At 66.1% G+C, this 22,740-nt stretch carries 21 protein-coding genes, 1 tRNA gene and 2 pseudogenes; 8 read left to right on the plus strand and 16 right to left on the minus strand.

What is annotated here, in order from left to right:
- Both VHL31_RS09020 and VHL31_RS09025 read left to right on the plus strand, forming a co-directional pair.
- A pseudogene (locus VHL31_RS09020) lies at window positions 1-683 on the plus strand (hypothetical protein); the annotation flags it as partial.
- Window positions 684-697: 14 nt separating this feature from the next.
- Window positions 698-1,609 (plus strand): ATP-dependent nuclease, encoded by a 912-nt coding sequence (locus VHL31_RS09025; protein WP_329660878.1) that lies wholly within the window; start codon window positions 698-700, stop codon window positions 1,607-1,609.
- A gap of 139 nt (window positions 1,610-1,748) precedes the next feature.
- On the opposite strand, the gene VHL31_RS09030 is transcribed toward VHL31_RS09025, so the two are convergent.
- The 12 genes from VHL31_RS09030 to VHL31_RS09085 all read right to left on the minus strand — a co-directional run bounded on the left by VHL31_RS09030 (window position 1,749) and on the right by VHL31_RS09085 (window position 13,212).
- Entirely contained in the window at window positions 1,749-2,264 is a 516-nt protein-coding gene (locus VHL31_RS09030) for a hypothetical protein (protein ID WP_329660879.1), read from the minus strand.
- Window positions 2,258-2,806 carry a DUF6692 family protein gene (locus VHL31_RS09035; RefSeq protein ID WP_329660880.1) on the minus strand — a complete coding sequence of 183 codons (549 nt, stop codon included), beginning with the start codon at window positions 2,804-2,806 and terminating at the stop codon, window positions 2,258-2,260. Before VHL31_RS09035 ends, VHL31_RS09030 begins: the two co-directional genes overlap by 7 nt.
- Window positions 2,806-3,261, minus strand: a complete 456-nt coding sequence (locus VHL31_RS09040; RefSeq protein WP_329660881.1) for a DUF305 domain-containing protein — start codon at window positions 3,259-3,261, stop codon at window positions 2,806-2,808. Before VHL31_RS09040 ends, VHL31_RS09035 begins: the two co-directional genes overlap by 1 nt.
- 18 nt (window positions 3,262-3,279) lie before the next feature.
- Window positions 3,280-3,825: a cytochrome c gene (locus VHL31_RS09045; RefSeq protein ID WP_329660882.1), complete on the minus strand. Its 546-nt coding sequence runs from the start codon at window positions 3,823-3,825 to the stop codon at window positions 3,280-3,282.
- Between the two features lie 287 nt (window positions 3,826-4,112).
- On the minus strand, window positions 4,113-5,297 hold the full coding sequence (locus VHL31_RS09050; RefSeq protein WP_329660883.1) for a hypothetical protein: 1,185 nt from the start codon (window positions 5,295-5,297) through the stop codon (window positions 4,113-4,115).
- Window positions 5,298-6,271: 974 nt separating this feature from the next.
- The gene (locus VHL31_RS09055) at window positions 6,272-8,128 is read right to left on the minus strand and encodes an ABC-F family ATP-binding cassette domain-containing protein (protein ID WP_329660884.1); all 1,857 of its coding nucleotides are present in this window, start codon (window positions 8,126-8,128) and stop codon (window positions 6,272-6,274) included.
- The gene (locus VHL31_RS09060) at window positions 8,116-8,385 is read right to left on the minus strand and encodes a hypothetical protein (RefSeq protein WP_329660885.1); all 270 of its coding nucleotides are present in this window, start codon (window positions 8,383-8,385) and stop codon (window positions 8,116-8,118) included. The genes VHL31_RS09055 and VHL31_RS09060 overlap by 13 nt, the downstream gene beginning before the upstream one ends.
- Before the next feature lie 149 nt (window positions 8,386-8,534).
- Complete coding sequence (locus VHL31_RS09065) at window positions 8,535-9,386, minus strand: carbohydrate ABC transporter permease (protein ID WP_329660886.1); 852 nt, start codon at window positions 9,384-9,386, stop codon at window positions 8,535-8,537.
- Window positions 9,386-10,324, minus strand: a complete 939-nt coding sequence (locus tag VHL31_RS09070) for a sugar ABC transporter permease (protein WP_329660887.1) — start codon at window positions 10,322-10,324, stop codon at window positions 9,386-9,388. Before VHL31_RS09070 ends, VHL31_RS09065 begins: the two co-directional genes overlap by 1 nt.
- Complete coding sequence (locus VHL31_RS09075) at window positions 10,306-11,574, minus strand: sugar ABC transporter substrate-binding protein (RefSeq protein WP_329660888.1); 1,269 nt, start codon at window positions 11,572-11,574, stop codon at window positions 10,306-10,308. Before VHL31_RS09075 ends, VHL31_RS09070 begins: the two co-directional genes overlap by 19 nt.
- 21 nt (window positions 11,575-11,595) lie before the next feature.
- Window positions 11,596-12,813, minus strand: a complete 1,218-nt coding sequence (locus VHL31_RS09080; protein WP_329660889.1) for an aminotransferase class I/II-fold pyridoxal phosphate-dependent enzyme — start codon at window positions 12,811-12,813, stop codon at window positions 11,596-11,598.
- Between the two features lie 84 nt (window positions 12,814-12,897).
- On the minus strand, window positions 12,898-13,212 hold the full coding sequence (locus VHL31_RS09085; protein WP_329660890.1) for a helix-turn-helix domain-containing protein: 315 nt from the start codon (window positions 13,210-13,212) through the stop codon (window positions 12,898-12,900).
- Between the two features lie 122 nt (window positions 13,213-13,334).
- On the opposite strand from VHL31_RS09085, the gene VHL31_RS09090 reads away from it, so the two are divergent.
- Window positions 13,335-14,192: an NmrA family NAD(P)-binding protein gene (locus VHL31_RS09090; RefSeq protein WP_329660891.1), complete on the plus strand. Its 858-nt coding sequence runs from the start codon at window positions 13,335-13,337 to the stop codon at window positions 14,190-14,192.
- Window positions 14,193-14,244: 52 nt separating this feature from the next.
- Here VHL31_RS09090 and VHL31_RS09095 read toward each other — a convergent pair whose 3' ends face one another.
- The 4 genes from VHL31_RS09095 to aroA all read right to left on the minus strand — a co-directional run bounded on the left by VHL31_RS09095 (window position 14,245) and on the right by aroA (window position 18,832).
- Window positions 14,245-14,814: a DUF3280 domain-containing protein gene (locus VHL31_RS09095; protein ID WP_329660892.1), complete on the minus strand. Its 570-nt coding sequence runs from the start codon at window positions 14,812-14,814 to the stop codon at window positions 14,245-14,247.
- A gap of 250 nt (window positions 14,815-15,064) precedes the next feature.
- The gene (rpsA, locus tag VHL31_RS09100; protein WP_329660893.1) at window positions 15,065-16,789 is read right to left on the minus strand and encodes a 30S ribosomal protein S1; all 1,725 of its coding nucleotides are present in this window, start codon (window positions 16,787-16,789) and stop codon (window positions 15,065-15,067) included.
- 73 nt (window positions 16,790-16,862) lie between these two features.
- Complete coding sequence (gene cmk, locus VHL31_RS09105) at window positions 16,863-17,501, minus strand: (d)CMP kinase (protein WP_329660898.1); 639 nt, start codon at window positions 17,499-17,501, stop codon at window positions 16,863-16,865.
- Window positions 17,501-18,832, minus strand: coding sequence for a 3-phosphoshikimate 1-carboxyvinyltransferase (aroA, locus tag VHL31_RS09110; protein WP_329660894.1), 1,332 nt, complete (start codon window positions 18,830-18,832; stop codon window positions 17,501-17,503). Before aroA ends, cmk begins: the two co-directional genes overlap by 1 nt.
- A gap of 163 nt (window positions 18,833-18,995) precedes the next feature.
- Here aroA and VHL31_RS09115 point away from each other — a divergent pair, with 163 nt between their 5' ends.
- The 5 genes and pseudogenes from VHL31_RS09115 to VHL31_RS09135 form a co-directional block, all read left to right on the plus strand.
- Window positions 18,996-19,412, plus strand: coding sequence for a TIGR02300 family protein (locus tag VHL31_RS09115; protein ID WP_329660895.1), 417 nt, complete (start codon window positions 18,996-18,998; stop codon window positions 19,410-19,412).
- A gap of 82 nt (window positions 19,413-19,494) precedes the next feature.
- Window positions 19,495-19,570 (plus strand) — tRNA-Ala (locus VHL31_RS09120).
- Between the two features lie 382 nt (window positions 19,571-19,952).
- On the plus strand, window positions 19,953-20,186 hold the full coding sequence (locus VHL31_RS09125; RefSeq protein WP_329660896.1) for a hypothetical protein: 234 nt from the start codon (window positions 19,953-19,955) through the stop codon (window positions 20,184-20,186).
- A gap of 340 nt (window positions 20,187-20,526) precedes the next feature.
- The gene (locus VHL31_RS09130; RefSeq protein WP_329660897.1) at window positions 20,527-22,383 is read left to right on the plus strand and encodes an adenylate/guanylate cyclase domain-containing protein; all 1,857 of its coding nucleotides are present in this window, start codon (window positions 20,527-20,529) and stop codon (window positions 22,381-22,383) included.
- A gap of 133 nt (window positions 22,384-22,516) precedes the next feature.
- Window positions 22,517-22,740 (plus strand): annotated as a pseudogene (locus tag VHL31_RS09135) (superoxide dismutase); the annotation flags it as partial.

Genomic DNA, 22,740 nt, shown 5'->3' on the forward strand with positions numbered 1-22,740 from the left:
GCGCCCACTCCTCGTCCGACAGGTCGGTGGGGTACAAGCGACGGTACTCGGGCATGGCGGAAGCCTTGAACGATCATGGATCGCTTGGCGCTACACGCATCCTCTCCGCAGGACGCTACCCATTTCGAAGACCGTTTCTAGACAATGTATTCAAATCTCGCTTGCCACGCCCACTAAGGATCGGTTCGCTCGAGGACGCCGAGAAGACAGAGGAGTTGCTACTTGCTCTTGCACTCTCTCCCTTCGTGAAGGAAATGATCGCATCTCAGGGAGATCCGGACTCTGAGCTGTCAAAATCTATCAGCTCGCTTGTAACAGTAATTGACGAACTTAGTAAGTCCCACCATAATAAGTTTAATAATATATCAGATAAAGTTCATGACAATTTTACAGGTGTATTTCCTAATCTGTCGGTACGTTTAGTAGTATCAATGGCCCGCCCGCAGATAAAGCTCGATAAGTTACTAGAGGAAGGGTCTGGAATTAGGGTGAAGGATGGGAACACCGAAGTTTCGCTTGCTCAGCAAGGAGCTGGTGCACGTCGAGCACTTTTTTGGTCTATGCTTCAAGTGCACAACCAGCTGTCACGCGAAATAGATATAAAGTCTGGGCTAGAAAAGCAAAAAGGCAAATCAAGAATGATGCAGATCGGGAGGCAATACAAAGGAAGATCGACGCACTAGATGTTGGAGAGACGTTGCCTCTTTATGATGATGATCCAGCGTTCCCTGGGTACTTACTCTTAATTGATGAGCCAGAGAATGCACTTCATCCAATGGCAGCTCGGGCTGCTCAACGGCATTTATATAAGCTTGCGACTGATCCTGAATGGCAGGTGCTTATGACAACGCACTCGCCATACTTCGTAAATCCCTTAGAAGATCATACGACGATTGTGCGTCTCGAACGAAATATAGACATACAATCTTCACTTAGCTGTAAGATTTACCGCGCTGATCGGGTTTCGTTTGATCAGGAGACAAAGCGGAACCTCCAAGCACTACAGCAGATGGATACAAGCTTTTCTGAAGTGTTCTTTGGTTCATATCCAATTCTCGTTGAAGGTGACACTGAGCATGCGGCGTTCTTGGCTGCCATCGTTGAGGCAAATCATCATTTAGCCGGACAAGCCACAGTAGTACGGGCTCGCGGGAAAGCCATTCTTCCTGGATTAGTTCGTACGCTTCGTCATTTTCAAATTCCCTTTGGTATAGTTCACGATCTAGATTGGCCCTTTACGGAGAAGGGGAAGCATAGTGCTATGTGGACAATTAATCAGGCTATCTATGATGAACTATGTCGATGCAGATCTGACGGAGTAGTTGTCAGGCATCGATGCAGCGTTCCTGATTTTGAGCGTCGGCTAGGTGGCGAAGAATTGGGAAAGGATAAGCCGCTGATGGCTTATATGAGGGTCAGCAGCGATGAAGCCATTCGAAAGCGTGTTGAAGATCTTATGACTGAGTTGTGTAACAGTGATGAGCATGTCTTTGTTAATCATGATGGCAGCAGCGATTATCTTGATCTTCTCAAGGCGGAGCTTCAGAATTGGTGTCAAGCAAACGGTTACGGGGACGATTGTAGGCTCAACGGAATCACGAGCATCTAGACGGAGGAATGAGAAGGCAATAACCTGGTCGCCAGAAAACAAGTAGTTTTCGGTTACCAAGCCAAGAATACTCTATAGGCGAAAGCTAAGGTAACGTTCGTCTTTTGTTGAGGTTGTTGATGTGAAACGGTGACCTGAGTCAGGATGTCAACAGCAACAACGGCATCCGCATGTCCGCCCGCACCTTGACCTCCGGATTGAACTTCGACCGCCATCCCTTCGTGAAGCTCCGCCCGCCATCGCTCGACTGGCAGGCATACCCGAGATTCCCGAGCTTGTTCTCCCGGATCGCCAGCTTGCTCTGGGCGCCGTTCTGCATGGTCATGACGCGGTAGCCGCCACGCTTCGCGCGGAAGCGGATGCCCAGCGTGTCGTGCCGGGGGAGGTGGAGCGGGTCCTCCAGGTCGCCCTCGGCCCAACGCCAGGGATTGGTCTTCTCGCTTTCCGGGTCGCCCTTGGAGGTGGTGATCTCCTTGGGCGGAATTTGGTAGGTGGCCTCCGCCTTGCCGTTGGCGCGGAGGATGGCGGGCAGGGGGTCGTGGCCGCGCGGCCCAGGCAGGCTGGAGCTGGCCCTGGTTCGTCGCGTGCCGTGTGGCCTGCCGCGCGGCCCGGAAGGAACTACGATCCCGTCGCCAGGGGCGGCTCGAATCAGCACTCGACATAGCCGCGATAGCCGACCCTGAGGCTGTCATTGACCTCGAAGATCATGGTGGCCTCCCGGCGTTGCGTGCCGTCATCGTCGGTGGTGGGAGCGCCGGGATCGGGCGTGACGGTCAGCCGGACCGGGTCGGCGGCCAGGGTGAGCGTGCCGGCCTGCTCGCCGCCAGGATCGGGGGAGGCCGCCTGCAGGGCGACCAGATGGCCGTTCAGCTTGACGACGCCGTCGCCCGTGGCACCGGATGGCCCGCTGGCCGCCGCCAGGACCGGCTTGCCCGCGCTCGTGTAGCGGAACAGGCAGACGGGCGCCGTTCCCATCACCTGGCGGATCTCCGCGCCGTTCATCGTGGCGGGGTCGAGGTTCTGGATCTGCGCGCCGGCCAGCGCTTCGGGTGCCGGGACGATCGTCGCGATCTCGGGCGGGCGTGCCGCCTGCGTCTGGTCGTCCGGCGCGTCGTCCTGGCCGCAACCCGCCAGCAGACCTAGCGCCAGGCCCAGGAGAAGCGGCGCGCGCCCGACCCTGGCGAAGGAGCTTGCCATCAGTCCCGCGCCTCCAGGTCGTCCGAGAGATATTTCATCTCCGCGATCTCGCGCTCCTGCGCCTCGACGATCTCGTCCGCGAGCTTGCGCACGCGCGGGTCGGAGATCTGCGCGCGCGTGCTCGTTAGGATGGCGATCGAGTGGTGCGGGATCATCGCCCGCATGTATTCGACATCGTCCACGGTCGCTTGGCTGCGCACGAGCCAGAGCGAGAGCGCGAACACGGCGGCGGAGCCGCCGAAGATGGCGAGGTTGATCGCGCGCTTGCGGTACATGCCCAGCATGAAGCCCAGCATGATGATGGACATGGTCGAGCCCATGACCAGCGCCATCCAGGCGCGCGTCTCGCTCCAGAACACATGCTCGTAGGCATAGGTGTTCAGGTACATCAGCCCGTACATGACGGCGGTCGACGTCGCGATCATCGCGGCGAAGCGCCAGTAGGACATGCCCATGGGGCTCTTCCTCCGCTGTCAGGGTGTTGGCTGGCCGCCGGCATGGCCGTCGCCATGTCCGGACGTGTCGCCGGTCGCCGCATAGTCCTGCGGGGTCATGGCCGGCAGTTCCTTCACGAAGGCGGCGATGCCCCAGAGCGTCGGGTCGTCGAGGGTCGGCCCGAACGCCGGCATCCCCGTCATCCTGACCCCGTGCTTGGCGAGCCAGAATACCTCCTGGGGCGTCCATTCCGCCGCGGCCTCGGCCAGGTGCGGCGGCCGGGGCCGCATCCCGGCAGCCCAGGCTGCCCGCTCGACGCCGGGTCCGGCATGGCAGTGCTGGCAGGACGACTTGTAGGAACTCGCACCGGCCTCGATCATGGCCGGCGTGATCTCCCCGGGCGGGTCGAGATCGGCAGCACGACGCTCGACCGAGTGGCGGAAGGTCGTGTCGAAGGCCCAGCGCGTGAACGACGCATGTTCCTCCGTAGCAGCGACATTGTAGGCGCCTGTATATGCAACGATCAGGCCGATGACGGCAAGCAGTACGGACAGACCAGCAGCGCCCGCGACGGCGGCCACCACCAATGATGTTCTCGTTCGACCTGCTCCTTTTTCTTCTTCATCTGCCATGATCTCTGTCACCCCGGCGTGACGCAGCTCGACCGAGCAACCCATCATGCCAGACCGGGTTCCACACTTTGCTGCCGGTCGCCAGCGCGTCCGCCGGCACGGGGCGGCGCGGGTCGAGCGACGCCGCGATCCCGTCGCCCGCCGGATCGGCCGGCGGGACCTTGCTGGGAATGCACACGCCGCGAGCCTGCCGGCCGCCTCGACCGGCGGCTGTCGATGCCCAGACCCCCCGGATCCGCTCAGCTTGTCAGCAGGAGCAGCGGCATCTGCATGTCGGACCGGATCTTGGCACCGGGGTTGAACTTCGACCGCCAGCCCTTCGTGAAGCTCCGCCCGCCATCGCTGGAATGGCATGCATACCCGAGATTTCCGAGCTTGTTCTCGCGGATGGCCAGCTTGCTCTGGGCACCGTTCTGCATGGTCATGACGCGGTAGCCGCCCTGGCGTGAGCGGAAGCGGATCCCCCGCGTGTCGTGCTGGGGGAGACGGACGGTGTCCTCGAAGTCGACCTCGACCCAGCGCCAGGGGTTGTTCTTCTCGCTCTCCAGGTCGCCCCTGGACGTCGTGATGTCCTTGGCGGGGATGCGGAAGGTGGCTTCCGCCTTCCCGTTCGCGCGGAGGATGTCGACGAAAAGGTCGTCGCCGGTGCCCGGCAGCTTGTGCATGGCAAAGCGCAGGCGGCGAAAGGTGCGGGCGCGGTCGGATGCCCGGAAGGTCTGCATGACCTGGTCGTCGCCGCCGACCTTGCCGGTCTCGAAGCGGCCACCGAACATCATGCCCTGGCCAAACCAGATGCCGCTGTCCATGCCCAGCTCGAAGATCGGGATGCGGTCGGAACGGTCGTACCAGCGGCGGCGCCTGATGTCGTAGCCGAGGCTGGCCTGGACCTGCTGCCGGTCCCAGGCCGACCTGGTCTTCTTCTGCGGGAAATAGGTGTGGAGGTCGTTGACGGAGACGAGGCCGCGCTTCTTGTCGAGCTGGCGGTAGACGATGTGGTACACGCGGCCCTGCTCGATCTGGGGCTCCTCGACGAAGTCGAGCCGCAGCCAGGGGGTGCCGCGCCTGACCGGATCGGCGATCTCGTCCGTGGCACCCAGCACCTTGCCGCTCGGCAGGCCGTCATCGTCGCTCTGCAGCTCGATCCGCAGCCTTCCGCCATAGCCCTTGCTGTAGTGCGCAGCCTTGGCGTGGTCGGGCTTGTCGTAGCGCATGAAGAAGCCGACCTGCCTGACCTTGCCGGTCGCCTCGGCGCGGAAGCGGTGGGCGTGACGCTCCTGGAACATCGTGTTGCCGACGCCGCCGCCAAGGACGTGGGCGCCGAAGGCCTCGCCCAGGAAGGCGCGGTCGGTGATGACGTTGCGGCTGCGGCTGTTGCTCGGCAGGATTGCGGCCATGACGTCGCCGGGCATGCCAACCGCAGCCATGCCAAGACTTGCGCAGCCTAATGCAAGAAAACCGCGGCGTGAAAGAAGCTTCGCGTCGTGAGAATCCAGCAATATGGGCACTCCTTCTTGGATCCGCCCAGATTGCACAAAAGATATTAAGGATATGCTAAACCGAGTATTTTCGCTGTTTTGCCCGGCATACCTGTGGGTTGCTCTTGCATAGAAACCCGGCCCAACGATGATTGCTTGAGGAGGGGCACCGCGAGGCAGCGCTCCACCCTTCAGGAGATTGGCACGAAAAACCGGGGCTTATGCCTTGGCTGCAGGACATGCCTGATCAGCCTGGCCGGATCTTTGCATTTACCGTCCGTCTGGCCCGCTCGTCGCAGGTTCATGGCCGAGCAGGGCAGCCAGAGCCGGCAACGGCTGCGGATGTGGCCGTGGCGGCGTGCACGCCGGCAGGAGCCGGCAGAGGGCGGGCGTGCACCGGGGCCTGCTCGCTGATGCATGATCCGGCTGGTATGCCGGCCTCGGCCCATGCGTCTCGCCTGCTCATGGGTGCGCCGGCATTGTCCGCCACAGCATTGCTGCCTCGTCCGCCGCCGATGAGCGCATCCGCGGCCAGACCCTCGCCAATCCCGGTGCTGGCAAAGGATTGCCTCGCGGTTCACATCGCTGTCTTGGTCCACGGCCAACTGCGACTTGTGGCCTAGGACGCTGCGCTGGCCTGTGCGGGCGAAGATGGCGGTCGGATCGCACTCCGACACCTCGGCCTCCCACACGAGCAACTGCTTCACGTCAGCTTCCATCAGATCGGCGCCGAAGGCGGCGTCCGCCAAGCCGGCCGACGACCTGCGCCCTGCTTCGCCGATTGCTGCCAACGCTCGTCGCCAAGAGCGCCTTGCCCGGGCTCATCGGGCCACCGCCTTGCACGCCATCGGTGACTTTCCCTGCCCGGCCGGGAACGAACCACAGCAGCAGCGGCAGGACCGGGCGTTGTGCGGGAGGCTTTGTCAGCCGCGCTCGATCTCGTCGATCTCCTCCAGGGCCTCCAGCCAACGTGCCTCGGCCTTTTCCAGCCCGTCCAGGTACTCGGCCTTCTTCTTTCCCAGCCCCTCCAGGTCGATGCCCTTCATGTAGCTCTTGGGATCGCCCAGCTTGCCGTCGATCTCGGCGACGGCGGCCTGGATGCGCTCGATCAGGCGCTCGAACTTGGCGGCTTCCTGGCGCAGCGGGGCCAGCTTCTGGCGGCGGTCGGCGGCGGAGCGCTTGGGCGCGGCCGGGGTGGAGGTCGTGGACTGGGGCGTGGAGCGCTCGCCCAGCATCTGCTGGCGGTAATCGTCGATGTCGCCCTCGAACGGGGCAACGCGGCCCTTGTCGACCAGCCAGAGGCGGTCGGCGGTAAGCTCCAGCAGGTGGCGGTCGTGAGAGACCAGGACGACGGCGCCGGGGAACTCGTTGATGGCCTCGATCAGCGCCTCGCGGCTGTCGATGTCCAGATGGTTGGTAGGCTCGTCCAGGATCAGGAATTGCGGGTCGTGGCAGGTGATCATGGCGAGGTTGAGCCGCGCCTTCTCGCCGCCGGACAGGTTGCGGGCGGGGGTGATCGCCTTGTCCTGGTTCAGTCCGAAGCGCGCCAGGCGCGCTCGCAGCTTCTGCTCAGGGACGTCCGGCAGGAGGCGGCGCAGATGCGCGATCGCGTCGACCTCGGGCGTGAGGTCCTCGATCTGGTGCTGGGCGAAGAAGCCCACGCGCAGGCCGCGGGCGCGGACGATCTCGCCGCCGGTGGGCTCCAGGCGCTCGGCCAGGAGCTTGGCGAAGGTCGACTTGCCGTTGCCGTTCGCCCCGATCAGGGCGATGCGGTCGTCCGGGTCGATGCGCAGGGACATGCCGCTCAGGATGATCTCGGCACCATAGCCGGCGGATACCCGGTCCATCGTGACGAGCGGCGGGGGTGGGACCTCCGGCGTCGGGAAGTCGAAGACGACATCCGGCTCCAGGGCCTCCGCATCCAGGACCGGCATCTTTTCCAGCATCTTCAGCCGCGACTGGGCCTGGCGGGCCTTGGACGCCTTGGCGCGGAAGCGGTCGACGAAGCTCTGAAGATGCGCGCGGCGCTCCAACTGCTTGGAGCGGGTCTTCTCGCGCAGCTCGCGCTGCTCGGCTACCTGCCGGCGGAACTGGGTAAAGCCGCCGGTCCATGTCGTGAGCTTGCGGTTCTCCAGGTGGACGATGCGCTCAGGGACAGCGTCCAGCAGGTCGCGGTCATGGCTGATCAGCAGGAGCGAACGCGGGTATTTCGCTAGATGCTCGGTGAGCCAGAGGGTGGCTTCAAGGTCCAGGTGGTTGGTGGGCTCGTCCAGGAGAAGGAGGTCGGGCTCCGCGAACAGGACCCCGGCCAGCGCCACGCGCATCCGCCAGCCGCCCGAGAAGGAGGAGAGCGGGCGGTGCTGCATCTCGTCGTCGAAGCCCAGGCCCTTGAGGATGATCGCGGCCCTGGCGGGAGCGGCGTCGGCTCCGATCTCGAGCAGGCGGTTCTCCACCTCGGCGATGCGCAGCCCGTCGGTGGCGGTGTGACGCTCGCCCATCAGCGCATGACGCTCACGGTCGGCGGCAAGGACGGCGTCCATGGGTGTGGTCGGGCCACCCGGCGCCTCCTGGGCGACGATGCCGACGCGGATGCCGGGCTGCAGGCGAACCTCGCCGGCATCGGCATGCCACTCGCCGGTGATCAGGCGGAACAGGGAGGTCTTGCCGGTGCCATTGCGGCCGACCAGACCAAATCGCCGGTTGGCGGGCATGTGCAGGCCAGCGCCCTCCAACAGGACGCGGCCGGCAACACGGAGGGTGACGTCGTTCAGGTCAAGCATGTGCGGCAGGCAGCCTGCCTGTCGCCGTCCGTCAAGGGGCCTTGATCGTCATCCTGGCGCAGCAGGGCACACAAGGGGCGGCGGTGCGGCTGATCGGCGGCGCGGCGCTCGCAAGCCAGCGAACGGATCGAGCCGGCCATGCTGCCGATCTGCCCGAGCAGGGCGTCCTGGCGACCGACCACCCGGGCCAGCAGGCGGCTCTCATCGTCCTCCAACTCCTCCTCCGGGTCGTCCCGCTCCTGGCTGGCCTCCATCATTCGCCCCCGATACTACTGATATATCAACCTTACGTTGGGCGGCGGCCATTGGAAAAGGTAAAAATGTGCGACCGTGAACAAATGTCAGGGGGATGGGCCTTGCGGAGGTGGATCACAAACGCCGCCGGAAACCGGAACAAGCTGGTGGCTCAGCCCTTGACCGCGCCGGCGGTCAAGCCCTGTACGAGGTAGCGCTGGATCATCGCAAAGAAGGCACAGGCGGGGATCAATGCCAGGACGGCTGCGGCCGTCATCTGTCCCCAGTCGACCGAGAACTTCGACACGAAGGTGAGTAGGCCCACTGGAAAGGTCATCTTCTCTTCCGACGAGATCAGCATCAGCGCGAAGAGCAGTTCCGACCATGCGGCGGTGAAGACGAAGCCGAGCGTGGCGCCCATGCCGGGCAGGGTGAGGGGCACGATCACCCGGCGCAGCGCCTGGAAGCGGGTGCAGCCATCGATCATGGCGGCCTCCTCCAGATCCTTGGGGATGCCGTCGAAGAAGGACTGCATCAGGAAGGTCGCGAATGGCGCGTTATAGGCCGTGTAGACCAGGATCAGGCCGGACAGGCTGTCGATCATGCCGAGCGGCGTCATCAGCCGGTAGATGGGCGCGATCAGCATGACGAGCGGGAAGATCTGGGTCAGCAGCAGGAAGAACGACACCGCGTTTTTGGCGCGGAAGGTGAAGCGCGAGATCGCATAGCCGGACAGGCTGGCGACCACGGTGACGGCGACAGCCGTGCCGAGCGAGACCACGACCGAGTTCAGGAAGTACCAGGGAAAGTCGGTGGCCCCGAGCACGAAGCTGAAATTGGCGAAGGTGGTGCTGCTCGGCCAGAGGCGGATGCCTTCGCCGAACAGAAGATCGGTCGGGGTGACCGCGATCTTGACCAGCCAGAACAGCGGAAACAGGGCAGCCAGCACATAGAGCGCCAGTGCGGCACGGTGGCCGATCGTGCCCAGGAGGCGGAGCAGCGGCGAAGTCCCGACCACCACCATCAGAAGGCACTCCGAAGGCGCTTGCGCATCTGCAGGATCAGGATCGCGTAGAGGAACAGGAGGGCCAGCAGGACGAGCGACAGGGCGGAGGCGTAGCCGAAGTCCAGCTTACGGAAGGCCATGGTGAAGATGTAGGAGGGCAGGATCTGCGTCGCATTGGCGGGGCCGCCGCCGGTCATGACGACGATCAGGTCGCCGAAATTCGCGATCCAGATCGTGCGCAACAGCAAGGTGATGGCGATCGTCGGCACGAGATAGGCGAGGGTGACGTGGCGGAAGCGGCTGAAGACGCCGGCACCGTCGATCGACGCGGCCTCGTACATTTCGTTGGGGATCGACTGCAGGGCGGCCAGGGTCGTGATGGCGAAGAACGGGATGCCCCACCAGACATTGGCGGTGATCGGCCCCCACATGGCGAGTGCCGGGTCGGCCAGGATGTTGTCCGGTGCGGAGAGCAGGCCCAGCGCGTGCAGCCAGTGGGGGATGGGACCCACCACCGGGTTGAACAGCCAGGCGAAGGTCAGGCCGGACAGGAAGGAGGGGACGGCCCAGGGCAGGAACACCAGCGCCTGCACGATCCGCTTGCCCTTGAAGTCGCGCCACAGGAGCAGCGCCAGACCCAGACCAAGCAGGAACTGGAGGATCAGCGAGGTGAAGGTCCACCAGAGCGTGTTGGTGAGTGCCCGCCAGAAGATCGCGTCGCGCACGATCGCCTGGAAATGGGCCAGGCCCACCCAGCCCCGCTTGAACGGGTTCAGGATCTGCACGTTCTGGAACGCGAAACCGATGCCGACCACGAGCGGGACCAGCATCAGGAGAGCGATCAGGACCAGCGTCGGCGACAGATAGGTCCAGGGCTCGGCCCAGGAACGAATGGTCCGGCGCTGGCGGGGCACCGGACCTTCGAGGGCAACCGCGTTCAGCGCGCGGCCAGCCATTTCTTCTGCGCGTCGGTCAGGTAGCTCGCCCATTCATTGGCGACGTCTTCGGGCGTGCGCTGGCCGAGCAGCATCTCCTGGCCGCCCGAGATCGAGATCTGGTCGGCGAAGAAGCCGAACTCCTCCAGGTAGGTCGGCATGGCGGTGAGCTGCCAGCGCGGGTCGTTCAGCTCGGTGAACCAGCCGCGATACTGCTCGGTGTCGAAGAAGGGGTCCTTTTCCGCACCCTTGTGGATGGGGATCACACCCACGACCTTCGCCCATTCGAGGTTCATCTCAGGGGAGGAGAGGTGCGCGATGAGCTTCCAGCTCTCTTCCTTCTGCTCGGACGCAGCGAACATCGCCCAGCCCGCATAGCCCATCGTCGGGAAGGACTTGCCCGATGGTCCCAGCGGCATCGGCGCCACCGCGAACTTCTCCGCCGGCATGCGCTCGGCAATCGCGATCAGCGCGTCCGGGTCCTGGTCGAGCATGGCACAGGTGCCGGAATAGAAGCCGGCCACAATCTCGTTGAAGCCCCAGTTGACGCTGTCCTTGGGAACAGCGCCCTCCTTGTACATGTCGGCCAGGATCTGCAGGCCCTTGATGGCTTCCGGCTTGTTCAGGACCGAGTTACCCTCGGCGTCGAAGAACTCGTTGGATCCCAGCTCGTTCAGCATGAACATGATGTAGCCATTGGTGGCACCCGGGCCGCCGCGCAGGCAGTAGCCGGTCTTGCCGCCGCCAAGGGCCGCGATCTTCTTCGACGCCTCGACGAATTCCTGCGTGGTCTTCGGCGGCTCGGTCATCCCGGCTTCAGCGAACAGCTCCTTGTTCCAGAACATCGCCCGGATATAGAACCCGTAGGGGATCATGTAGGGCGTGTTCTTGTACCAGGAGCCGAACTGGACGGCGCGGTCGGTCAGCTGCGACGTGACCGGCCAGTCCTTCAGGTAGGGCTCGAGATTCTCCAGCTGCTCGTTGGCGGCGTAGAGTGCCAGCCAGCGGTCGGGCATCTCGACCACGTCGGGGATATTGCCGCCCTGGACCATGGTCGCCAGCTTCTCGAAGGCCTGGCCCCAGGGCAGCGAGGTGACCTCGACCTTCACGCCCGGGTTCGCCTGCTCGAACCTGGCGATCATGCCCTTCAGGTGCTCGGTGCGCTGCGGGCTGGTGATCACCTCGGTCAGCTGGAGCGTCGTGTCGGCCAAGGCGCTGTCCGCCATCAGCGAGAGCGCCAGCGCCCCTGCCGTCATCAGCTTCCTGAACATGCTTCCTCCCTATCCGGCCTGTCAGCGCGGCCGCTTGGCCCACCAGCCGCTCTTGGCGGGCTTTGTCGGCTGAGCGCCGGCTGCCGGCAAGGCATTGGTAAGATCGGCGATGAGATCCGTCGTCGATTCCAGCCCGACGTGCAACCGGACCAGGCGGGGACTGACGCCGAAATCGACGACCGAGTTGGGCCCGGCCGCCTGCTCGTGCGCAATCGCCGCGGGAATGACGAGGCTCTCATGGCCGCCCCAGCTCACGCCCAGCTTGAAGAAGCGCAGGGCGTCGCAGAACGCGACGACGTCGACCGTGTCGGCGACCTCGAAGGAGAACAGCGAGGCGCTGCCCAGCAGCTGCTTCTCGTCGACCGCACCGGCCAGCGTCGGGTGCAGCACCCGGACCACGCCCGGCAGCTTGGCCAGCGCATCGGCCACTGCGAGCGTGGCACTCTCCTGCGCCAGCATCCGGGCCGGCAAGGTGCGCAGGCCGCGCAGGAGGAGCCAGCCTTCGAAGGGGCCCAACTTCGCGCCGAGATAGGGCACCACGCTGCGGTTGAGACGGTCGATCGTGGCATGGCTGCCGCAGACCACGCCGGCGACGGTATCGCTGTGGCCGGACAGGTACTTGGAAGCCGAGTGCAGCACGATATCGATGCCGTGCAGGGCCGGGCGCTGGAAGATCGGTGTCGCCCAGCTGTTGTCGATGATCGTGGTGACGCCCTGGGCCTTGGCGAGCTTCGCGATCGCGGCGAGGTTCTGGACCTCGAAGACCCAGGAGGTCGGGCTTTCCAGGTAGAGCAGCTTGGCACCCGGCAACGCCTTCTCGATGGCCGCCAGGTCCGTGCCATCCACATAGTCGACGGTCACGCCGAGCTTGGGCAGCATGGTCTGGAAGAAGCGATAGGCGTCGGGATAGACGTGCCGGACCGACACGATCCGGTCACCCGCCTGGACATGGGCCAGCACGGTGCCGCTGATCGCGGCCATGCCGGACGCGAACGCGCGCGCGGCCTCCGTGCCTTCCAGCCGGGCGAGCTTCTCTTCCAGGACCTGCACAGTCGGGTTGCCGACGCGGCTGTAGATCGCCTGCTGCCGTTCCCCGGCGAAGACCGCGCGCATCTCTGCATAGGAGCGGAACGTGAACAGGGAGGTCTGGTAAATCGGGGGGACGACGGCCCCTTCGTCGAAACGCGGGTCGTGGGCGCAGATGCTGCCAGCCTCCGACCACCAATTCGAATCGCTCAAACGTCGCTCTCCTAGCGCAACGGCATGTCGCGGACGGCGCGGACGGTAGACCCCGGCCCGGAATCCGACAAGGCGCCGCCCGCGTCAGCCGCGCGCACCGTACTGCTCGCCCCACTCTTCCATCGCATCGAGCAGGGGACCGAGCGTCAGGCCGCGCTCGGTGAAGGCGTACTCGACCGCCGGCGGCACGCCTTCATGAACGGTGCGGGTGATCACGCCGTCCTCCTCCAGGGCCCTGAGCTGCAGGGTCAGCATGCGCTGGGTGATGTGCGGTACCAGGCGCCGGAGCTCGTTGAAGCGGCGCGGCCCGGCCTTGAGATGGAACAGGATGGTCGGCTTCCACTTGCCGCCGATCACGTCGACGGTCGCCGCCACCGGGCACCATGGCGCTGGTTGCACCGATCGATCCTCCCCTGCCTTCCCCGGCCAGGAGACCGGGCAGTATAAAATTTGTGCGCACTTCTTCCCATGCGTCGCCGACGGTATGGAATGGCCGATTCGACCTTTATCGGAGACGATCCATGCTTGCGGTGATGGGTGCGACGGGCAAGACCGGCGGCACGGTGCTGGCGGAACTGCGGCGTCGGGGGGTGCCGGCGCGCGGGCTGACCCGCGATGCGGGCCGGTCGGCGTGGCAGGCCGGCCTGATCGAGGCGGACCCGTTCGATCCGGACAGTCTGGTCAAGGCCTTCGACGGCTGCCATGGCGCCTATGTCCTGATCCCGCCCCTGATCCACGCGGCCGACGTGCTGGCCATGGGCAAAGCCATCGCGGAGGCCATCGCGGAGGCCGTGGGGCGGGCAGGGCTCCGGCACGTGGTGGCGCTCTCGTCGGGCGGGGTTCATCTGGCGCATGGCATCGGTCCAATCCGGTCGATGCTCGACCTGGAACATGCCCTGCGGCGCACGGGTGCCTCGCTCACCCTCATCCGGGCTGCCGACTTCATGGAAAACTGGGCGGGGGTGGCGCTGGTCGCCCGGACCGACGGCGTGCTGCCCAGCGCACTGCTGCCGCTGGACCGGCCGATGCAGACCGTGTCCACGCTCGATATCGGGCGCCTGGCGGCAAGCTGCCTGCTGGAGCCGGATCGGGGAGAGAGGATCATCAATCTGCTGGGGCCAGCCGACTACACGCCCAACGAGATGGGCCTGGCCTTTGCGAGGCAGCTGGGTCGGCCGGTCACGGTGGTGCCGCTGCCGCGCGAAGCGCTGCCGGGGGCCCTCGCCGAGGCCGGCATTGGGCAGGACTATGCCAGGGGACTAATCGAGATCTATGACGGCCTGAACGCCGGCCGGATCACCTTCGAGCCGGGCATGGGCGAGACGCGTCGCGGCTCGGTCACGATCGACGAGGCGGTTCGGCGGATGCTGACGGACTAGGCGCCGTTCTCGAGCCAGGGTGGCGTTGGCCAGTCGCCCAAACCGTCAGTAGTCACCCGCCTGGGAACGGGGACGACAGCGAAGGACGGCTTGGATCCTCGTTCAAAAGGACGTTGCGGACCAGGTAACCGGCGGCGCGGCGCGAAGCTTCTGCGGTGTCGCCGCGCAGCGAGACCGCCCCATCGCGGATCACGCGCCGTGCCGCGACGTCGACGATCCAGACATGCATCGAGGCCACCAGCGTCGACATCTTGTGGACGATGGTGACCGTGGCCACCTCCGCGCCGGCCTCGCGAGCCATGTCGAGCCAGCAGCCACCGCAAAGGTGGAGCGGGCCCGCCGCCGAAAGGCGCTGGCGGACCGGGGCCAGATCGACCGCGCGGTACTTGCCCGACCCCTCGAGCAGCACGGCTAACTCCCTGGTCGTGCCGGCGACCTGCCCGCCCCGCCCCGCCCCGGGCGCCTCGCCGCTGGTATCGGCGAACTCGACCGGGAAGACTGCCACCGCCCGCGGGAAGCCGGCCTCGGCAGACCAGGCGCCGGCCAGGGGCCAGCACTGCACCGCCGCGGCGAAGGCGAGCGGGAGCCAGAAGAGGCGGGCGGCCGGGGTCGTCTTGGTCAAGAGGTGGGCCTTGCGCGACACGGGACCGGACGGACCTTACAGCCGCCCTGCCGGCCATCCAACCTGCCGGTTTGTTTGATCGCTGCTTCGATCGCGACCGCACGAACGAGACGCGCAAGACGTGATTCCCGACTTCGCCGAGCGCGCCGGGATCCGGATATGGCTTTGGAAGCGAAGGCTGGAAAAGGGACAAACAAAAAGGGGCGGCCGAAGCCGCCCCTCTTCCCGGGTTCCGGGAACCGCGCTGCGATTACTCGCTGTCGGTGGTCTGCTCTTCCTGCTGCTTGCGGCGGAGCGCTGCACCGAGGATGTCGCCGAGCGAGGCGCCGCTGTCGGACGAGCCGTACTCGGCCATCGCCTGCTTCTCCTCGGCCACTTCCAGGGCCTTGACCGAGAGCTGCAGCTTGCGGGACTGCAGGTCGACGGCCTGGACGCGGGCGTCCAGCTTCTCGCCGACGGCGAAGCGGTCCGGACGCTGGTCCTGACGATCGCGGGACAGCTCCATCTTGCGGATGAAGCCAGGCGCACCACCGGAGGTCTCGACCTCGAGACCGCCGACCGTGACTTCCTTGACCGTGCAGGTGACGCGGTCGCCCTTCTTCACGCCGGAGATGGCTTCCTTGAAGGGGTCGCCGGCCAGCTGCTTGACGCCCAGCGAGATGCGCTCCTTCTCGATGTCCACCTCGAGGACGATGGCCTTCACCATGTCACCCTTCTTGTAGCCCTCGGCGGCCTTCTCGCCGTCGAGCTCCCAGGAAAGGTCGGTGAGGTGCACCATCCCGTCGATGTCCTCGTCGAGGCCCAGGAACACGCCGAACTCGGTGATGTTCTTGACCTCGCCCTCGACGGTCGAGCCGGCGGGGTGCTTCTCGGCGAAGGTTTCCCACGGGTTCGCCATGACCTGCTTGAGGCCCAGCGAGATGCGGCGCTTGTCGGCATCCACTTCCAGCACCATGACCTCGACTTCCTGCGAAGTCGAAACGATCTTGCCGGGGTGAACGTTCTTCTTGGTCCAGGACATCTCGGAGACGTGCACCAGACCCTCGACACCAGGCTCCAGCTCCACGAAGGCGCCGTAGTCGGTGATGTTGGTGACGCGACCGGAGAACTTCGCGCCCACCGGGTACTTGATGTCGACGCCTTCCCACGGATCCGCTTCCAGCTGCTTCATGCCGAGGCTGATTCGCTGGGTCTCGCGGTTGAAGCGGATCACCTGCACGCGGACGTTCTGGCCGACCTGCAGGACGTCGGAGGGATGAGCCACCCGCTTCCAGCTGATGTCGGTGACGTGGAGCAGGCCGTCCAGGCCGCCCAGGTCGACGAACGCACCGTAGTCGGTGATGTTCTTGACGACGCCGTCGATGATCTGGCCTTCCTTGAGGTTGGCCAGGAGTTCGTTGCGCTGCTCGGCCCGGCTCTCCTCGAGCACGGCACGGCGCGACACGACGATGTTGCCGCGGCGGCGGTCCATCTTGAGGATCAGGAAGGGCTCGCCCTTGCCGACCAGATGGCCGACCTCGCGCACCGGGCGGATGTCGACCTGGGAGCCCGGCAGGAACGCCACGGCGCCGCCGAGGTCGACCGCGAAGCCGCCCTTCACCCGACCGAAGATGTGGCCCTCGACCTTCTGCTCGGCGGTGAACGCCGCTTCCAGACGGTTCCAGCTCTCTTCGCGGCGGGCCTTGTCACGGCTGAGGACAGCCTCGCCGTTCTTGTTCTCGAACCGCTCGACATAGATGTCGACCTGATCGCCGACGTTGATTTCGGGGGGCAGGCCGCCCACCGAGAACTCCTTCAAGGAGACTCGGCCCTCGGCCTTCAGTCCCACATCGACGATGGCTTCGTCACCGTCCAGGGCGATAATGCGACCCTTGACGACCGAGCCTTCGAGGCGATCGCCGCGGCCGAAGCTCTCGTCGAGCATGGCGGCGAAATCGTCGCGAGCGGCCGACGAAGCGGTGGAGAGATCCGTCATGAAAACTCCGGGTGTAACCGGCTGTCCGGATGGACACCGGGCTCGAGGTTAACGACACGAACCGGAAGCACCGTCAGCCGACCGCAGCTCTGGCCTCGTCCACCATGGCGACCGCCGCCCGAAAGGCGGTTTCGGGGTCCATGTCGGTGTTGTCGAGTACCCGAGCGTCAGGCGCAACGACCATGGGCGCGACCGCACGATTTCCATCGCGACGATCACGCTCACGCATCTCTTCCAGAACGGAAGGGAAACTAGCGTTCTCGCCACGTCTTTGCAACTCCGCATGGCGGCGGAACGCGCGCTCCTCGACGCTGGCCGTGACCCAGAGCTTCACGGCAGCGTCCGGGCAGACGACCGTCCCGATGTCGCGGCCGGCCAGAACGGCGCCGCGCCCGGTGGTGGCGAAGCGGCGCTGTGCCAGCAGCAGCGCGCTGCGCACGTCCGGGAAGGCCGCCACCTTCGAGGCGCCGTTGCCGACCTCCTCGGCCCGCAGGTCGTCGCGGCTGGTGTCGGCCACGCCGATCGTGTGGGCCACGCGCGATGCGGCTTGCGCATCCGCCAGGTCGATGCCGGCGTCGATCATCTTGCGGGCCAGCGCCCGGTAGAGCAGGCCGGTATCGAGGAAGCCGAGGCCGAAATGCTGGGCCAGCCGCCTGGCCAGCGTACTCTTGCCCGAGGCCGCCGGGCCGTCCACCGCGATGACCAGGGGCATCACGCCGCCACCTCCGCGATGCTGGTCCCCAGCGCGTTCATGCGCTCGACGAAGCCCGGGAAGCTCGTGAGGATCGCCTCCGCCCCCAGCACGGTCACGGGCTCGCGCGCGATGCCGCCCATGACCAGGAAGCTCATGGCGATGCGGTGGTCCAGCTTTGCGTCGATGGTGACCCCGCCCCGAACGGGCCGCCCGCCCGTCCCGTGGACGATCAGGTCGTCGCCCTCGATCTCGACGGCGGCACCGCAGGCCGCCAGGCCCTCGGCCATCGTGGCGAGCCGGTCGCTCTCCTTGACGCGCAGCTCCGACAGGCCGCGCATCCGGCTCGTGCCATGGGCGAGGGCGGCCACCACCGACAGGACCGGGTACTCGTCGATCATCGACGGGGCGCGCCCCGCCGGCACCTCCACGCCCTCGAGCCGCCCCCCGCGCACGACGAGGTCGGCCACCGTCTCCCCACCCACCGTGCGGCGGTTCTGTTCCATGATGCCGGCGCCCATCTCCATGAGCGTGGTGAACAGGCCGGTGCGCAGCGGGTTCACGCATACGCCCTCGACGACTACCCGGCTGCCCTCGGCCACGGCCGCGGCGGCGACCGGAAAGGCTGCGGAGGACGGGTCGGAGGGCACCAGGAAGGAGGAGGGCCGCAGTTCCGGCCGGCCGGTGATGCTGACGGTCAGCGACCCGTCCGGCGCCGTCTCGCTGGTGACGGTGGCACCCATGTGGGCGAGCATGCGCTCGGTATGGTCGCGGGAGGGCAGGGGCTCGGTCACGGTCGTGATGCCCTGGGCGTGCAGGCCGGCCAGGAGGATGGCCGACTTCACCTGCGCGCTGGCGACCGGGCTCTGATAGGTGATCGGCAGGAGCTCGCGCGTGCCCACGATGGCGGCCGGCAGCCTGTTGCCGGAGCGGCCGACGAAGCCGACGCCCATCTTCGCCAAGGGCGTCATCACCCGGCCCATCGGCCGCGAGCGCAGCGAGCGGTCGCCGGTCATGACGCTGGTGAAGGAATGACCGGCCAGGAGGCCCATCATCAGCCGGGCCCCGGTGCCGGCATTGCCCATGTCGAGCACGTCGGCAGGCTCGGCCAGGCCGCCCACGCCCACGCCATGCACGGTCCAGGCTCCCTCGCCGGTCCGCGCCACCTCGACGCCCAGCTTTTCCAGCGCATGGGCGGTCGCCAGCACGTCCTCGCCTTCCAGCAGGCCCTCGATCCGGCTCTCGCCGACCGCCATGGCCGAGAACATCAGCGATCGGTGGGAGATCGATTTGTCGCCCGGCACCCGCACGGTACCGGCCAGGGCGCCGCAGGGCGCGGCCCGAAGTTGCATCGCGAAGCTTCCGTTGCGAGACCCCGGCGGCAGGGCGCCGGGCATGGCGAATGGCGACGCGAACGATCCACGCGCCGAAAAGGATTTTTGACAGAGGTCCCGGCACGTGGCAATCGCGGCCGAGTTTCGTGGTCAAATCAGTTTCGTGTCCGGAGGCCCCCCGATGGCCAAGCCCGAATGGGGCATCAAGCGCATCTGTCTTTCCTGCGGTGCGCGCTTCTACGATCTCAACAACTCTCCGATCGTCTGTCCGTCCTGCGGAACCGTATATGACGTCGAGGTCGCATCGCGGGTGCGCAAGGCGCGGCCTTCCCGTGCGGCCGTCGTCGACGACGAGGAACTGACGCCGGCGGCCAAGCCGGTGGCCGAGGACGAGGACGAAGCCGAAGTCCTGGACGAGGTCGCCGACGACGTGCCGTTCGGGGACGACGAGTCCGAGGACGTCGAGGAGGTCCCGGCCGAGACCGAGGACGAAGAGGAAGACGACGCCCTGATCGAGGACGTCGAGGAACTCGACGACGGCGACGACATGTCCGACGTCATCGAAGGCGGCATCGACGAGGACGAGGAGCCTCGCTGACGCAAGTGAGGCATGCGGAACGCGGTTATCTCTTGCCAGCCGCGTTCCGCTCGCCTATCTCGCGCTTCGTCGTTCGCCGGGCGGGGCCGTAGCTCAGCTGGGAGAGCGCTTGAATGGCATTCAAGAGGTCGACGGTTCGATCCCGTTCGGCTCCACCATTCCCGCGAACGACCTGACCTTTTCCTGCTTCCATCATTCCGGGCGACCCGATCGCCGGCCATGGTCCGCGACCCGGTGTCGTGGCATCATGCACGCTGCTGCGTGCCGGAAGCCCGTTCGCTGTCGCCGCCCGATACGCCATTTTCCTGCCGATCGTACGAGCCGCAGCTACTTCTTCTTGCAGGTGCGACTCCGAGCGCGATTTCGCGTAATACGCAACTGCGCCAGGGTGTGCGCAACTCGACGCGGGCCGAAAAACCCGGACGGTCGCCTGGCGTGAGGCCAGGGCGGATCGTCCGTTGCGGTGCCGGGCCTGGATGATCCGGCCCGCCCGATCGTGCCGGCTTGCGAGCAGGATCCTGCCGGTGGAGGCGAACGGCCATGAGCCGCATTGATCTCAAGCACGCTCGTCGCCGGGATGCCCGGCGCTTCCAGCGCGTCCAGGTGCATGTCTGGCATGAGGATGCCGACTGGATCGAGCGTCTGGCCTTGATCCTGGGTGCCGATGACGAGGTGTCGCGGCATCTGCGCGGCGAGATCGCCTCGATCCTGGCGGCCGACGACGGCCGGCCGGCCGAGGACCTCCAGTCCTGCCGCCCCACCGCCATGCACTGACCGACGCCCCTGCATCGTCCAGCCCAACAAGGCGGCACCTGCCATCGCACGCGTTCCACCCGCTTGTTGGACATTGCCATCTTGCGGCGATAGGGTGAACGGTCTGGGAAGGCAGGGTGGACCATCGCCTCCGATGGAGCCGGGACACTGTTCCGACCTGAAGCCGGACTATCTGGGGTGCGTCCACTGAGTCGTTCACGCCAAGGCGCAGGCCGATGCTCATCGAGGCGAGGCTTTTGCTGCCCACCATCTCCGGCCCAACCGCCGGCCGTCCATGGCTGACAATCCGCCCCGCCCCGCCGAGCGGAAGAGGCGGGTGCGCGTCGGTCGACCCCCCAGCATGCCGATCGCGGTGGCCCTCGTGGTCGCCACCGCGGTCCTTTTGTCGATCGCCGTCGGCTCCGTGCTGGTGGCCGGCTATCGCGCCGCCCGGCTGAACACGGCCGAGCTGGTCAAGGAGCGTTCGGAGTTCCTGATCCGCTCCGTGGTCGAGCGGACGCGGAGCCATCTGGAGCCGGTCGAATCGCAGCTGGCCTTCCTGGCCGACCTGATCATCCGGCACGACCTGGGGCTCAACCGTGCCGAGGAACTCGGTGACCACCTGCTCGCCTCGCTGGCCGCCTTGCCGCAGGAGACGGTCGTGGCCTTCGCGACGCCGGATCTGCAGGTGCTGCGCGCGTTCCGCAATCGGCCGGCCGTGCCCGTCGCCATCAGCGACTGGCGCGAGGACCCGAGCTTCGAGCAGGTCATGGCCCGCGCGTCCGAAGCCTCCGGTCCCTACTGGGGTGAAATGTTCACGGCGAGCGGCCTGGGCATGCCGTTCATCAACCTGTTCGTGCCGGTGCGGCGCGATGGCCGGTTCATGGGGGTGCTCATTGCCGGCGTCGCCGTCGAGGAGCTGTCGGAGTTCCTGGACAGCCTGGGCGGGCTGCAGCTGGCACAGCCCTTCATCCTCTATGGCGACAATGCCGTCCTTGCCCATCCGTCGCTGCGTGACGGCTTTTCCGGCCTCAGCGACGAGCACCCGCTGCCGACGCTTGAAGAGCTGGGCGATCCGGTCCTGGAGTTGATCTGGGCGCCGGATTCGGAGCGCCGGCTGCAGTGGGAGACGAGCTTCGCCGATGCCGACGTCGAGGTCCGGTTCGTCGATTCCGGCGGCCAGAGCTATGTCTTCCTGCTGGAGGAGATCTCGGGCTACGGCGACCGGCCATGGACCATCGGGACCTACCTGCCGCTGGAAAGGGCGGTGCCGCAGCTGGACCGCCTCACCAACCTGCTCTGGATCGGCGCCATCGTGTTGTTGGCCGGCCTGATCCTGGCCTTCGTGCTGGGACGGAGCTTGAGCCGGCCGATCCACCAGCTGGCCGCCGAGGCCAACCGGCTGCGCGACCTGGACTTCGAGGCGCCGCCGCCAAGGCTGCGCGGGCCGTTCCGGGAGCTCAACGAGGCCGCATCCGCCTTCGATGCGATGGTGGCCGGGCTCAGGCTGTTCTCGACCTATGTGCCCCGCTCGCTGGTTCGCCGGCTGGTCAGGCGCGAGGCGTCCGAGTCCCTGGCGTCCGAGGAGCACGAGCTGAGCGTGATGTTCACGGACATCGCCGGATTCACGGCCCTGTCCGAGCATCTGCCCAGCTCGGAGGTGGTGGCCTTCCTCAACCGGCACTTCACCCTGATCGAGCAGGGGGTCGAGAAGTGGGACGGGACCGTCGACAAATATATCGGCGACGCGGTGATGGCGTTCTGGGGTGCGCCGGTGAAGCAGCCGGACCATGCGCTGCGCGCCTGCCGTGCCGCCCTCGACATCGCCGAGGCCATCGCCGAGGACAACCGGCAACGCACGCGGCAAGGACTGGTGCCGGTCCGCGCACGGATCGGGATCCATAGCGGACGCGCCGTGGTGGGCGACATCGGGGCACCCGGCCGGGTCAACTACACGGTGGTCGGCGATGTCGTGAACGTCGCCGAGCGCCTGGAGGAACTGGCCCGCACCGCCGCCCAGGAAGACGACGACGTCTCCGTGCTGGTCAGCGGCACCACCGCGGCCCAGCTGGACGAAGGCTTCGAACTCCTGCCGCTCGGCGAGCATGAGCTACGCGGCCGCCGGGGATCGCTGAAGGTGTTCCAGCTCCGTCGGCCGAAGCCGGTCCTGGCGGCCGACGCGGCGGGCAGGGCGGCCGTCCATCCGCTGGTCCGCTGACCGTACCGCCGGCCTCGAAGATTGCCGCCCCTGGCTTTCTGGGCGTCGCGACCCATGATCGGATGATCCGGCGCTTCGCCCCGTGCACGGACGGAGCCGACGCCGGGCCACCTTCAAGGGAGACCAGTCCACAATGATCCGCTTGAGCCGCCGTACCACCTTCAGCGCGCTGGCCGGCGCCTGCCTCGTCGGTGCCAGCAGCCTCGCCGCGCGTCCCGGCCTTGCCCAGGAAGCGGATGGCCCGTTCCGGCTGGAGCCGCTGCCCTACGCCTACGACAAGAACGCGCCCACGATCGACGCGATGACGATGGAGCTGCACCACGACAAGCACCACGCAGCCTATGTGAACAACCTGAA

It is taken from the genome of Geminicoccus sp., assembly GCF_036263595.1.
Lineage (GTDB): Bacteria > Pseudomonadota > Alphaproteobacteria > Geminicoccales > Geminicoccaceae > Geminicoccus.

Excerpts from the sequence above, each read along its gene's own strand:
- VHL31_RS09035 (WP_329660880.1), bottom strand. The coding sequence starts at position 2,806 with ATGGCAAGCTCCTTCGCCAGGGTCGGGCGCGCGCCGCTTCTCCTGGGC.
- VHL31_RS09040 (WP_329660881.1), bottom strand. The coding sequence starts at position 3,261 with ATGGGCATGTCCTACTGGCGCTTCGCCGCGATGATCGCGACGTCGACC.
- VHL31_RS09050 (WP_329660883.1), bottom strand. The coding sequence starts at position 5,297 with ATGGCTGCGGTTGGCATGCCCGGCGACGTCATGGCCGCAATCCTGCCG.
- VHL31_RS09055 (WP_329660884.1), bottom strand. The coding sequence starts at position 8,128 with ATGCTTGACCTGAACGACGTCACCCTCCGTGTTGCCGGCCGCGTCCTG.
- VHL31_RS09060 (WP_329660885.1), bottom strand. The coding sequence starts at position 8,385 with ATGATGGAGGCCAGCCAGGAGCGGGACGACCCGGAGGAGGAGTTGGAG.
- VHL31_RS09065 (WP_329660886.1), bottom strand. The coding sequence starts at position 9,386 with ATGGTGGTGGTCGGGACTTCGCCGCTGCTCCGCCTCCTGGGCACGATC.
- VHL31_RS09070 (WP_329660887.1), bottom strand. The coding sequence starts at position 10,324 with ATGGCTGGCCGCGCGCTGAACGCGGTTGCCCTCGAAGGTCCGGTGCCC.
- VHL31_RS09075 (WP_329660888.1), bottom strand. The coding sequence starts at position 11,574 with ATGTTCAGGAAGCTGATGACGGCAGGGGCGCTGGCGCTCTCGCTGATG.
- VHL31_RS09090 (WP_329660891.1), top strand. The coding sequence starts at position 13,335 with ATGCTTGCGGTGATGGGTGCGACGGGCAAGACCGGCGGCACGGTGCTG.
- rpsA (WP_329660893.1), bottom strand. The coding sequence starts at position 16,789 with ATGACGGATCTCTCCACCGCTTCGTCGGCCGCTCGCGACGATTTCGCC.
- cmk (WP_329660898.1), bottom strand. The coding sequence starts at position 17,501 with ATGCCCCTGGTCATCGCGGTGGACGGCCCGGCGGCCTCGGGCAAGAGT.
- aroA (WP_329660894.1), bottom strand. The coding sequence starts at position 18,832 with ATGCAACTTCGGGCCGCGCCCTGCGGCGCCCTGGCCGGTACCGTGCGG.
- VHL31_RS09115 (WP_329660895.1), top strand. The coding sequence starts at position 18,996 with ATGGCCAAGCCCGAATGGGGCATCAAGCGCATCTGTCTTTCCTGCGGT.
- VHL31_RS09125 (WP_329660896.1), top strand. The coding sequence starts at position 19,953 with ATGAGCCGCATTGATCTCAAGCACGCTCGTCGCCGGGATGCCCGGCGC.
- VHL31_RS09130 (WP_329660897.1), top strand. The coding sequence starts at position 20,527 with ATGCCGATCGCGGTGGCCCTCGTGGTCGCCACCGCGGTCCTTTTGTCG.